Source organism: Streptomyces sp. NPDC006012 (assembly GCF_042871185.1).
Taxonomy (GTDB): domain Bacteria; phylum Actinomycetota; class Actinomycetes; order Streptomycetales; family Streptomycetaceae; genus Streptomyces.
The window spans coordinates 57,389-69,208 of sequence record NZ_JBIAIE010000035.1 but is presented as its reverse complement, the minus strand read 5'-3'; the positions used below and the strand labels follow the sequence as shown (position 1 = coordinate 69,208).

Annotated in this window: 10 protein-coding genes; 6 read left to right on the top strand and 4 right to left on the bottom strand. The window is 69.9% G+C overall.

Going from position 1 to position 11,820, the window contains the following annotated elements:
* The 4 genes from ltrA to ACFYPJ_RS35845 form a co-directional block, all read left to right on the top strand.
* On the top strand, nucleotides 1–1,269 hold a 1,269-nt coding region (gene ltrA / locus ACFYPJ_RS35860), incomplete at its 5' end, for a group II intron reverse transcriptase/maturase (protein WP_389025805.1).
* Nucleotides 1,270–1,376: 107 nt separating this feature from the next.
* A complete protein-coding gene (locus tag ACFYPJ_RS35855; protein WP_389025804.1) occupies nucleotides 1,377–2,192 on the top strand; it encodes an ABC transporter ATP-binding protein in 816 nt (271 codons plus the stop codon).
* Nucleotides 2,182–3,045: an ABC transporter permease gene (locus ACFYPJ_RS35850; RefSeq protein ID WP_389025803.1), complete on the top strand. Its 864-nt coding sequence runs from the start codon at nucleotides 2,182–2,184 to the stop codon at nucleotides 3,043–3,045. The genes ACFYPJ_RS35855 and ACFYPJ_RS35850 overlap by 11 nt, the downstream gene beginning before the upstream one ends.
* 68 nt (nucleotides 3,046–3,113) lie before the next feature.
* A complete protein-coding gene (locus ACFYPJ_RS35845; protein WP_389025802.1) occupies nucleotides 3,114–4,181 on the top strand; it encodes an ABC transporter substrate-binding protein in 1,068 nt (355 codons plus the stop codon).
* 62 nt (nucleotides 4,182–4,243) lie between these two features.
* On the opposite strand, the gene ACFYPJ_RS35840 is transcribed toward ACFYPJ_RS35845, so the two are convergent.
* The 4 genes from ACFYPJ_RS35840 to ACFYPJ_RS35825 all read right to left on the bottom strand — a co-directional run bounded on the left by ACFYPJ_RS35840 (nucleotide 4,244) and on the right by ACFYPJ_RS35825 (nucleotide 9,015).
* Entirely contained in the window at nucleotides 4,244–4,924 is a 681-nt protein-coding gene (locus tag ACFYPJ_RS35840) for a response regulator (protein ID WP_389025801.1), read from the bottom strand.
* A complete protein-coding gene (locus ACFYPJ_RS35835; RefSeq protein WP_389025800.1) occupies nucleotides 4,921–6,645 on the bottom strand; it encodes an ATP-binding protein in 1,725 nt (574 codons plus the stop codon). The genes ACFYPJ_RS35840 and ACFYPJ_RS35835 overlap by 4 nt, the downstream gene beginning before the upstream one ends.
* 131 nt (nucleotides 6,646–6,776) lie before the next feature.
* Entirely contained in the window at nucleotides 6,777–7,718 is a 942-nt protein-coding gene (locus tag ACFYPJ_RS35830) for a sucrase ferredoxin (RefSeq protein ID WP_389025799.1), read from the bottom strand.
* 10 nt (nucleotides 7,719–7,728) lie between these two features.
* Nucleotides 7,729–9,015: a citrate/2-methylcitrate synthase gene (locus ACFYPJ_RS35825; protein WP_389025798.1), complete on the bottom strand. Its 1,287-nt coding sequence runs from the start codon at nucleotides 9,013–9,015 to the stop codon at nucleotides 7,729–7,731.
* 111 nt (nucleotides 9,016–9,126) lie between these two features.
* On the opposite strand from ACFYPJ_RS35825, the gene ACFYPJ_RS35820 reads away from it, so the two are divergent.
* The gene (locus ACFYPJ_RS35820) at nucleotides 9,127–10,293 is read left to right on the top strand and encodes a citrate synthase/methylcitrate synthase (RefSeq protein WP_389025797.1); all 1,167 of its coding nucleotides are present in this window, start codon (nucleotides 9,127–9,129) and stop codon (nucleotides 10,291–10,293) included.
* A gap of 286 nt (nucleotides 10,294–10,579) precedes the next feature.
* Nucleotides 10,580–11,803: a CobW family GTP-binding protein gene (locus ACFYPJ_RS35815; RefSeq protein WP_389025796.1), complete on the top strand. Its 1,224-nt coding sequence runs from the start codon at nucleotides 10,580–10,582 to the stop codon at nucleotides 11,801–11,803.
* Nucleotides 11,804–11,820 lie beyond the last annotated feature (17 nt).

Here is an 11,820-nt window from a genome sequence, read left to right as displayed (position 1 = left end):
CTATGGACTGCGGCCAAGCAGTCCCCGGAGCGGCGTTTCCATGCCCTGTATGACCGTATCCACAGAGGTGATGTGCTGTGGGAGGCGTGGGAACGAGTCCGGGCCAATGGTGGAAGTGCCGGGGTGGATCGGGTCACCCTGGTATTCGTGGAGAAGAAATACGGAGTCGGGCGGATGCTCGGTGAACTCCAGGCTTCTTTGCGTGCAGGCACGTATCGTCCCGCGCCCGCCAGGCGTGTGGATATTCCGAAACCGCAGGGCGGCGTAAGGCCGCTGGGTATTCCTGCTGTTCGTGACAGAGTGGCTCAGCAGGCGGCGAAGATTGTTTTGGAGCCGGTGTTCGAGGCGGGGTTTCTCCCGTGCTCGTATGGATTCCGTCCGAAGCGGTCGGCGACGCAGGCGATGGAGCGGCTTCGAGTTGGCTTCATCAAGGGCCGTCACTTTGTCGTGGAATTCGACATTCGGAGTTTCTTCGACGGAATCGACCATGATCGGCTTCTCGTTGAGGTGGGGCGTCGGGTGTCGGATCGCAGGGTCCTCAAGCTGGTCCGTCTGTGGTTGCAGGCGGGTGTGATGGTGGACGGTGAGGTCCGGCGGACGGTTGCCGGGATGCCTCAGGGCGGGGTGATCTCGCCTTTGCTGGCCAACATCTACCTGCATGTTCTGGACTCCGGGCTGGAGCGGCGCGGGGTGGGTGAGCTGGTGCGGTACGCCGACGACGGAGTCGTCTTGTGCCGTACGGAGCGCCAGGCCAGGGCTGCCCTGGAAGCGGTCGGGGAGATCCTCGGCTCGCTGGGGCTGCAACTGCACCCGGGCAAGACGAAGATTGTTGACCTCAGAGAGGGCCGGGAAGGGCTCGACTTCCTCGGCTGCCACTTCAGGGCTCGTTTCTCGGGCAGGTCGTGGGAGAAGTACGGCACGGTCCGCTTCTATCTGCACCGCTGGCCTTCGAAGACGGCGATGAAGAGACTCCGGGACAAGGTCCGGGAACGGACCGACCGCCGTCGGTCGGGATGGGATATTCGCGATGTGATAGCGGATTTGAATCCGATCCTGCGCGGCTGGGGCAACTACTTCCGAACCGGGAATGCTGCCGAGAAATTCCAGAACGCTGACAGATACGTGGTGTGGCGGCTTCGCAGACTGATGGTCAAGAAGCGCGGACGCAACATACGGCGTGGGCAGCGGCAGGAATGGACAGAAGAGTTGTTTAACGGGCGCGGTATGCATCGACTACGTGGCACCATTCGCTATCCGAAGACTGCGTAACCCTGTCAAGAAGATCATCGGTAAGCCGTGTGCGGGAAAACCGCACGCACGGATTGAAAGGGGGCGGAGGAACCGGGCCCGCAAGGGCACCGCGCCTCCAACTACCAATGAGCGCAGACACCGGCCCCGCCATCGAGCTGCGGGGCGCGAGCAAGATCTTTAAGACCCCGTCTGGGGGGCTGCACCCGGCTGTCCGGGGCCTGGACCTCACTGTCGGACGCGGTGAGTTCGTCGCCGTCGTCGGGCCGACGGGCTGCGGAAAATCCACCACACTGACCCTCGTCAGCGGCCTGGAGGAACCGTCCGAGGGCGAAGTGCTGGTGGCCGGGGAGCCGGTCGCCGGCGTCGGTGACAAGGTCGGCTTCGTCTTCCAGCAGGACGCGACCTTCCCGTGGCGGACGGTCCTGTCCAACGTCATGGCGGGCCCGCGCTTCCGCGGCGTACCGAAGGCGGAGGCCAAGCAGAAGGCCCGCGAATGGCTGGCCAGGGTCGGACTTGCCGCCTTCGAGGACCGCTACCCGCACCAGCTTTCCGGTGGCCAGCGCAAGCGCGTCGCCCTCGCCGCTACCTTCGTCAACGACCCGGAGATCCTGCTCATGGACGAGCCGTTCTCGGCGCTCGACGTGCAGACCCGGGCACTGATGTCGGACGAACTCCTGGAACTGTGGGAGGGTACGGGCGCTTCGGTCGTCTTCGTCACCCACGACCTGGAGGAGTCCATCGCGCTGGCCGACAAGGTGGTCGTGATGACCGCCGGGCCGGCGACCGTGAAGCAGGTTTTCGACATCGACCTGCCCCGGCCGCGCAAGGTCGAGTCGGTACGCCTGGAGCCGCGGTTCATCGAGATCTACCGCGAGATCTGGGAGTCCCTCGGTGAAGAGGTCCGTATCACCCGTGAGAGGGGTGCGGCCCGTGTCGCATGACGTTCTCGCCACCCCCGCCGCCGACATGGACAAGCCCACGGACCGTACGCGGGGCCGGGCCAGGGCTGCCCGCAGACGTAAGGCCGTCGTCATGGCCGGCCGGGCAGTGCTCCTGATCGCCGTGCTCGGCCTGTGGGAGGTGCTCTCCCGGGCCGAGGCCATCGATCCGTTCAACTTCTCGATGCCGTCGAAGATCTGGGACCAGATCTACACGTGGATCACGCACGGGACCGCGCTCGGCTCACTGGGCGAGCAGATCTGGTACACCCTCTACGAGGCGCTGCTGGGCTGGGTCATCGGTGTGGTCGCCGGTGTCGTCCTTGGTATTGCGCTCGGGCGGATCACCTTCCTCGCCGATGTTCTTGGTCCATACATCAAGGTGCTCAACTCCATTCCGCGGATCGTCCTCGCCCCGATCTTCGTGATCTGGTTCGGGCTCGGCCCTGCCTCCAAGGTCGCGTCCGCCGTGGTGCTGGTCTTCTTCCCGGTCTTCTTCAACGCCTTCCAGGGCGCCCGTGAGGTCGACCGCAACCTGGTAGCGAATGCCCGTGTCCTGGGCGCGAGCGACCGTCGGGTGACGCTTCAGGTCGTCTTCCCATCGGCCACCTCGTGGATCTTCACCAGCCTGCACGTCAGCTTCGGCTTCGCCCTGATCGGTGCGATCGTCGGCGAGTACATCGGCGCCACGAAGGGCGTCGGCCTGCTCGTCGCGCAGTCCCAGGGCACCTTCAACTCGGCCGGTGTGTATGCCGCGATGGTCATCCTCGCCGTCGTCGCGCTCGTCGCCGAAGGGCTGCTGACCTTCGCCGAGCGCCGCATCTTCCGCTGGAAGCCGACGGACTCCGACCACTGACGGCCGCGCAGGCCACCCGCCCCACTCTCCCCTTTCCGCACCGCATCCTCACAAGGACGTGAACCGTCATGCGCAAGACCGCCAGACTCGCGGCGCTGTCCGTCGCCGGCCTGCTCGCCCTCTCCTCACTCACCGCCTGCGCCAACGACGCGGCCAGTACCGCCGCAGGCAGCGGCAGCGGTGGAGGCGGCAAGGGAGAGCAGGTCAAGATCATGGTCGGTGGCCTGGACAAGGTCATCTACCTGCCCGCGATGCTCACGCAGCGGCTCGGCTACTTCGACGCCGAGGGCCTGAACGTCCAGCTCCTCACCGAGCCCGCCGGAGTCCAGGCCGAGACCGCGCTCGTCGCCGGCCAGGTCCAGGGAACGGTCGGTTTCTACGATCACACCCTCGACCTCCAGGTGAAGGGCAAGTCCGTCGAATCCGTGGTGCAGTTCTCGCACGCGCCCGGTGAGGTGGAGGTCGTCTCCGAAAAGGCAGCCGGTGACATCACGTCGCCCAAGGACTTCAAGGGCAAGAAGCTCGGCGTCACCGGGCTCGGTTCCTCGACCGACTTCCTCACCAAGTACCTCGCCGTCAAGAACGGGGTGGAGGTCCACGAGTTCACGCCGGTCGCCGTGGGCGCCGGTCCGACGTTCATCTCCGCGCTCCAGCAGGGTGCCATCGACGGTGGCATGACGACCGACCCGACCGTGGCGACGATCCTGGACAAGAAGGCCGGGAAGATCCTCCTCGACATGCGCACGCCCGAGGGCTCGCAGGAGGCGCTCGGTGGCCCGTATCCGTCGTCAAGTCTGTACATGCAGACGGACTGGGTGAATGGTCACAAGGACACCGTCCAGAAGTTGGTCAATGCATTCGTCAAGACGCTCAGGTGGATGTCCACGCACAGCGCGGACGAGATCGCCGCCAAGATGCCCGCCGACTACTCCCAGGGCGACAAGACTCTCTACGCGGAGGCGGTCAGGAGCACCCTGCCGATGTTCACCGACGACGGCGTGATGCCGGAGAACGGCCCGGAGACCGTCGAGAAGGTCCTCAAGGCGTTCAACCCCAACATCAAGAACGCCCAGGTGGACCTGAGCAAGACGTACACGACGGAGTTCGTCGAGAAGGCCGCGCAGGCGGCGGGCTGACAGCCGGCTCCTGTGCCCCCGGGCCGGGCTGATACCCGGATCCCGTGCCCCTGGCCGGGCTGTCAGACGTGGGCCGTCCACACGTAACGGTGTTCGGGGCGGCCCGCGTCGCCGTATTTCAGGGTCAGCCGAGCCTGTCCCGTGCGCTCCAGGAGCTTCAGGTAGCGCTGGGCGGTCTGCCGGCTCACGCCGGTCCGCTCGGCGATCTCCTGGGCGGACAGCGGCCCGCCGGCGTTCATCAGGCACCCGCGGACCAGTTCGGCGGTGGTGGGGGAGTGCCCCTTGGGCAGCCCCGGGGCGGCCGGCGCGGACAGCGCCCCGAAGATGCGGTCCACCTCGGCCTGTTCGGCCTCACCGCCGCCGTCCAGTGTGCGGCGTAACTGGGCGTACGCCTCCAGTTTGGCGCGCAGTCCGGCGAAGGTGAACGGTTTCACCAGGTACTGCAGGGCGCCGTGGCGCATCGCCGCCTGCACGGTCGACACGTCCCGGGCCGCCGTCACCATGATGACGTCGGTCTGCAGGCCGCGCCTGCGCATCTCCTGGATCACGGCGAGGCCCGTGCCGTCGGGCAGGTAGTGGTCCAGGAGGACCAGATCGAGCCCCGGCAGCGCCTCGATCCGGCGCAGCGCCCCGGCGGCGTCGTGCGCCTGGCCGGCCACGTGGAAGCCGGGCAGCTTCTCGACGTAGGCGGCGTTGACGCGGGCGACCCGGGCGTCGTCGTCCACGATCAGGACCTCGATCATCGGGCGTCCCCCTCGGCGGCGGTCTCCCTGGTCGCCGTCAGCGCCGGTTCCAGCCCCTGCTCACGTCCCGGTCCCAGCCCCAGCTCCTGATCGCGTCCCGGTTCCAGTGCCGGGTCCGTCAGGGCCTCTGGCAGCACCACCGTGAACTCCGCGCCCCTGCCGCCCGCCTGGCCCACCGACGCGCTGCCGCCCTGCCGTTCGGCGAACCGGCGCACCAGAGACAGCCCGAGCCCGCGTTTGCCGTGCGCGGGCGGCTTCTTCGTGGACCATCCCTCGGTGAAGACCAGTTCACGCTTCTCCACCGGGACACCGGGTCCGGTGTCGCGCACCCTGAGCACGGCCGTGCGTCCCTCGGCGCGCAGTTCGACCTCCACGCGCGCGTGCGGGGTGCCGGCCACGGCGTCGAGCGCGTTGTCCACCAGATTGCCCACGACCGTGACCAGACCCCTGGGCTCGATCAACCGGTCCGGGAGCCGGGTGCGGTCCGAGATCCACAGGGCGACCCCGCGTTCGGCCGCGACCGTCGCCTTGCCGACCAGCAGGGCGGCGAGCAGCGGATCCTCGATCTTCTCGGTCACCTGCTCAGCGGTGACCCGGTGGTCGCCGACCACCTCTCCGACGAACTCCACGGCGTCGTCGTACATCTCCAGTTCGAGCAGGCCGAGCAGCGTGTGCATGCGGTTGGCGTGCTCGTGGTCCTGGGCGCGCAGCGCGTCGATCAGGCCCCGCGTGGAGTCGAGTTCGCGGCCGAGCTGCTCCAGTTCGGTGCGGTCGCGCAGAGTGGCCACCGCACCGCCGTCACCGGTGGGCATCCGGTTGGCCACCAGGACCCGCTGGCCGCGGACGGTCAGCAGGTCGGTCCCGGTCACCCGGCCGGCCAGGACATCGGTCGTCCGGCCCTCGCCCAGCGCCTCGTCGGGGGTCCGTCCGACGGCCTCGTCGCCGATGCCGAGCAGACGTCGCGCCTCGTCGTTGAGCAGGCGGATGCGGTCGGTGCGGTCCAGGGCGACGACGCCCTCCCGGATGCCGTGCAACATCGCCTCCCGCTCCGCGAGCAGGGCCGAGATGTCCGAGAAGGCCAGGTCGCGGGTCTGCCGATGGACGCGGCGGGAGATTAGCCAGGCGGCCAGCGCGCCGACCGCCAGCGCGCCGCCCGCATAGGCGAGCAGCCCCGGGATGGCGCTGAGCAGCCGGGCCCGCACGCTGTCGTACGCGATGCCCACCGAGACCGCGCCGACGATCTTGTGGTGGGCGTCGTACAGCGGCACCTTCCCGCGCGCGGAGCGGCCCAGGGTGCCCTTGTCGATCTCCATGACCTGCTGTCCGGCCAGCGCCGCACGCGGGTCGGTGGAGACGAAACCGCCGATCTCCGCGGGCGTGGTGTGCGACCAGCGCACTCCCCGCAGGTCCATCACCACGATGTACTCGGCGTTCGTGGCGTGCCGGATCCGCTCGGCCTCCGCCTGCACCGGTCCGTCGACGGACGGCCGGGTGTGCTGGACACCTTCGGCGATCTGCGGATCCTGTGCGGTGGTCTCGGCGATGGCCAGTGCGCGGCGCATCGCCTCCTGGTCGAGTTGTTTGCTCAGAGGGGCCAGGAACAGCCCGGTGGCGAGCACCGCGACCCCCGCGGCGATCGCCAGTTGCGCCATGAGGACCTGCGAGAACACCCGCCGTGGCAGCCCGAGACGCAGTCGGCGCGCGGGGGGAGTGGGACTCATGTCCACGACAGTACGGGGGTGAGCGGACCGAGCCGTAGGGGTGGGGTGTGGATCTCTTGGCCGGATCGTGGGGGAGCGTGGCCGGCCGGGTCGCGGGTCCTGGTCAGTCGGCCGGGTGCCGGGGATCCGGGTCAGCAGGCCGGAGCCGCCGCGTGCAGTTCGCGCACAGCCACCACGTCCATCCGGGCGGGTGCGCCGAGGGCCGAGGCGCCGCAACTCTCCGGGCGCGGCGGCAAGGAGGCGCCCTGGGCCACGATGACGCGCCACCGGCGGCCGTCGGCGTGGGCGACGGTCACCTCCCAGCGGGGCGTCCCGCCGTCGGTGCGTACGACGCTCAGCGTGTCCGCCGCGTACTCGCCCGCCGCCGTGCGCACGGCCAGTTCGGCCGCCTGACCGGGCCTGCCCCAGGCCGAGTTCCCGCGGCATCCCTGGACGACGATCCGCCCCTCCTGGACGCCGTGCAGGACCTCCTTGACGGTGTGGGCCTCGGCCCTGCCGTACGAGTAGCCGTACGGCAGGACGAGCACCGTCGGTGCGAAGCGATGTCCACCCAGATGGGTGACCTCCCACACGCCCGGTACGCCGGACGCGGTGAGTTCGGCCGCGAGGGGACGGCCGAGCAGGGCGCAGCAGCGGTCGCGCTTGCCGTTGGTGCAGACGAGTGCGAGCGGACCGGTCTCGTCCGCGCGGCCGCCGAGCACCGTGTCGAACGTGCGGTGGTCACCCGCGCCGAGGGCGGCGTAGTCAAGATCGAGCAGCTTGCCCGGGTCACGGGTCGTGGTGCCGCGCAGCCACACCTTTCCGGGAACGGTGTGGGCGGCGTACACCTGACGCTCGGCGGGCGTGCCGGGGTCGGCGTGGCGGCCAGGCCGCCGGATGAGCGCGATCCGTACGCCGGTGTCGTCGGCGGCGGCCTCCAGGGCGCGGCCGAGCGCACGGTCCAGATGACTCGACGTCAGCGCCTTGACACCCCAGGGGCCGGGCTGTTCCAGCAGCAGCCAGGTCGTCGCTGTGGCCGCCGTACCGGAAACGGGTTCGTCGAGGCTCCGGGAGACGGTTGCGCACGTACTCACAGAGGTGAGCCTAACCTGACTTTGCCCGGGGTGACTTCCTGCCCCGCCGGTGCTGCTCCGGCAGGGGTTGCGGGGGCCTCGGGCCCACGTAGTGGCCGATGGGGCGCATGCGCATCGGGCGCTCGCCGTACTCCTCCAGGGCGTGCGCGATCCAGCCGGCCGTCCTGGCGACGGCGAAGACCGTCTCGCCCGCCGTCGCGGGCATGCCGCAGGAGGCGGTGAGTACGGCGAGGGCCAGGTCGACGTTGGCGTGCAGCGAGGTGTGCCGGGCGGCGGTGGCGACGATGTCGCGGGCCGCGAGGAGCGCGGGCTCCGCGCGCGGGATGTGCTCCAGGAGCGTGAACAGGGCACGCGCGCGTGGGTCCTCGCCCGGGTAGAGCCGGTGGCCGAGTCCGGGGATGCGGCGGCCGGCCCGGAGTTCGGCCGCGACCACCGGGCCGGCGTTGCCCTCGTCGAGCACGTCGAGCAGCAGCCGGTGGGCCAGTCCGCTGGCCGCGCCGTGCAACGGGCCCTCGATCACACCGAGTCCGGCCGACACGGCCGCGTAGACGTGGGCCCGGGCCGAGGCGGCGACCCGTACCGCGAGCGTCGAGGCGGCCAGGTCGTGGTCGACGAGCAGCGCGAGTGCCGTGTCCAGGACGCGCAGTGACGCCTCGTCGGGGTCACGGCTGGTCAGCCGGCCCCACAGGCGTTGCGCGAGCGGACCCTCGTCCCGGCCGTACGGGCGCAGGGGCAGCGCGGCGACCAGGGTCGGGATGAGCACCCGCGCGGTCGCGAGCACGGCCTCCTCGGACAGGTCGAAGCGCAACGGGTCCTCGGTCGCCGCGGCGATGGCCGCGACCCGCAGCTGATCGGTGGGCGCGGCGTGCTCCGGAAGGGCGGTCACGGCCCGGCGGGCGACGGCGACGGTGTCCTTCGGCGCGGTGAAGGCGGCCCCGGGACTCAGCCGCTCGGTCCACAACCACTCGGCGACCTCTTCGTAGGAGTGGCGCGTGGCCAGTTCGACGGCGTCCACACCGCGGAAGTAGTAGCGGTCCTCGTCGATCAGCGTGATGCGGGTCCGGACGGACAGTTCGCCGCCGTAGGCCGGCCCGGTCTGGCTCTCGCGCCTGTTGCGCCGGCCGAGGGCGGTCACCTCCGCCTCGTCGAAGGTGCTGCCCCGGCCGCCCGGCTCGCGCCTGCTGGTGAGCTGACCCCGGCTCACGTACGCGTACACGGTCTCCGGCTTCACGCCGAGCAGTTCGGCGGTCTCCTTGGTGCTCAGCCGCCGCTCGGGGCCGCGTTCTTGATCGCGCATGGGGGTCACCGTAGTCGCCTCACTGGCGTATGGATCTAATGTTGATTCAATCAATATTGACAAGAAATTCATCAAGCATGGACAGTCTAATCAATTCCAGAGAGGAGAATCATGTCCATCAACAGGACCCCGGCCACCGTTGTCGATGTGCCGCGCGGACTCGCGGGTGTCGTCGTCGCCGACACCGAGATCGGTGACGTCCGGGGCGTCGAGGGCTTCTACCACTACCGCCAGTACTCGGCCGTCGAACTCGCGCGGACCCGCGACTTCGAGGACGTCTGGCACCTTTTCGCGTACGGCGGACTCCCGGACCCGGAGCACCGTGCCGCCTTCCTCACCGAGACCACGGCGCTGCGCAGGCTGCCCGCCGAGGTCCGTGCCGCGCTGCCCGCCGTGGCCGCGGCGAGCCGCACCTCGGGTCCGCTGGCCGGGGCGCGCACCGCGCTGTCCCTGCTGGGCGCGGCCCTGGGGTTCCGGCCCGTGTACGACATCGACCCCGACCGGCGTCGTGCGGACGCCGTCGCCGCCTGCGCGGCCGTGCCGACCCTGCTCACCGCCCTGTACCGGCTCGGGCGGGGGCAGCGGCCGGTGGAGCCGCGCGAGGACCTGTCGTACGCCGCCAATTACCTGTACATGGTGACCGGTGAGGAGCCGGACGCACGGCAGGCCCGGGCGGTCGAGCAGTACTTGATCTCAACTATTGATCACGGATTCAATGCATCAACCTTCACCGCGCGGGTCATCGCGTCCACCGGCGCCGATGTGGCGGCGTGCCTCGTGGGGGCTCTGGGCGCGCTTTCCGGGCCGCTGCACGGGGGTGCACCCAGCCGCGCGCTGGACACCCTCGATGCGATCGGCACCCCGGACCGGATCGACGGCTGGATCCGCGAGCGGGTCCTGGCCGGTGATCGCATCATGGGCTTCGGCCACGCGGTCTACCGTACGGAGGACCCTCGTTCGCGGATGCTCCGCGACATCGCCCAGGGCTTCGGCGGACCGCGTGTCGGCTTCGCCGTGGAGGTCGAGCGCCGGGTCGAGGCGATCCTCGCCGAGCTGAAACCCGGCCGCGAACTCCACACGAACGTCGAGTTCTACGCGGGTGTGGTCATGGAACTGTGTGGACTGCCGCGCGAGATGTTCACGCCCACCTTCGCGGCGGCGCGTGCGGTCGGCTGGAGCGCCAACATCCTGGAACAGGCCGCCGACTCGAAGATCATCCGTCCGGCCGCGCGGTACGTCGGGCCGGAGCCGCAGATCCCGGTGCCGGTTCCCGAGTGACGAGGGAGCGGCGATCACGGTGATCTGCGGACACTCACAGTCATCATCCGCGGGCACCCGTGCACGCTCACAGCCATCCGCGGGCAATCATGGTCATCCGTGGAAGCCCGCGTTCCTCCACGAGCACCATCCAGGCGCGCTCGCGCACGCTCACCGACACCGCGGAGACCGCCGACGCCCACGATAGGGGGGCCTGTCGCTGCTCGTATCCTGGGTCGGCATTCCATCCCCGACCGTGCGCCGGGCCGTGAACCGGTGCGCGCGTCCGCGTGAGAGAGGTCGCTCAGTGGGGCACCACCGCAGTCCGCAGCAGATCCCGGTCGTCGTACTCGCCGGATTCCTGGGCTCCGGGAAGACCACGCTCCTCAACCACCTCCTCCACCACAGCGGGGGCAGCCGGATCGGGGCGATCGTCAACGACTTCGGCGCCATCGAGATCGACGCGATGGCCGTGGCCGGCGCCCTCGGCGACTCGACGGTCTCCCTGGGCAACGGCTGTCTGTGCTGCGCCGTCGACACCAGTGAACTCGACGAGTACCTGGCACGGCTCGCCGCCCCGGACGCCGGCATCGACGTCATCGTCATCGAGGCCAGCGGGCTCGCCGAACCCCAGGAACTCGTCCGGATGGTGCTCGCCAGCGAACTCCCCGGGATCGTCTACGGCGGGCTCGTCGAGGTGGTCGACGCCGCCGAGTTCGAGGCCACCCGCGCCCGGCACCCGGAGATCGACCGGCATCTGGCCCTCGCCGATCTGGTCGTGGTCAACAAGTTCGACCGGGCCGAGGACGGCGAGCGGGTGCTCGGCCTCGTCGGCCCGCTCACCGACCGTGCCGCCGTCGTGCCCGCCTCCTACGGCCGCGTCGACCCCGAATTCCTCTTCGACTGCCGTCCGGCCGGGGAACGCATCGGTCAGCTGTCCTTCGACGACCTGCACGAGCACGGCGAGGGCGAGCACGACCCGCACGAGCACGCGGGCCATCTGCACGCCGGCTACGAGAGCCTGTCCTTCGTCTCCGACGTCCCCCTGGACCCCCGCCGGCTGATGCGTTTCCTCGACAGCCGGCCCGAGGGGCTGTACCGGATCAAGGGCTACGTCGACTTCGGGGCGTGCGACTTGGGCAATCGGTACGGCGTGCACGCCGTCGGCCGGTTCCTGCGCTTCTACCCCGAGCCCTGGGCGGAGACCGGTAACCGGCTCACCCAGCTCGTCCTCATCGGCACCGGCCTCGACTCCGCCGCCCTCGGCGAGGAACTCCGGGCCTGTGAGAGCGGCGACGCCCCGCACACCGACGAGCACGGCATGTGGGGCGTCCTGCGCTACGTGGCGGCTCCGGCGGGTGACGATCCAGAGCAGTACGCCGCCGGGGAACCGGACCCTGAGGATCCACCGTTCGCGGACCCCGGGCAGTCAGCCGCAGCGTTCGGGGACCCCGCCCCCGTCGAGGCGCTCGCGGACCCCGAGCAGTCAGCCGCAGCGTTCGGGGCCCCGCCCAGCCCATTGGTCCGTTGAGGGACCCCGTCCAGTCG

What these genes read in the sequence shown, in the direction of transcription:
- ACFYPJ_RS35855 (WP_389025804.1), top strand. Translation starts at nt 1,377, where the DNA reads ATGAGCGCAGACACCGGCCCCGCCATCGAGCTGCGGGGCGCGAGCAAG.
- ACFYPJ_RS35845 (WP_389025802.1), top strand. Translation starts at nt 3,114, where the DNA reads ATGCGCAAGACCGCCAGACTCGCGGCGCTGTCCGTCGCCGGCCTGCTC.
- ACFYPJ_RS35840 (WP_389025801.1), bottom strand. Translation starts at nt 4,924, where the DNA reads ATGATCGAGGTCCTGATCGTGGACGACGACGCCCGGGTCGCCCGCGTC.
- ACFYPJ_RS35835 (WP_389025800.1), bottom strand. Translation starts at nt 6,645, where the DNA reads ATGAGTCCCACTCCCCCCGCGCGCCGACTGCGTCTCGGGCTGCCACGG.
- ACFYPJ_RS35825 (WP_389025798.1), bottom strand. Translation starts at nt 9,015, where the DNA reads ATGCGCGATCAAGAACGCGGCCCCGAGCGGCGGCTGAGCACCAAGGAG.
- ACFYPJ_RS35820 (WP_389025797.1), top strand. Translation starts at nt 9,127, where the DNA reads ATGTCCATCAACAGGACCCCGGCCACCGTTGTCGATGTGCCGCGCGGA.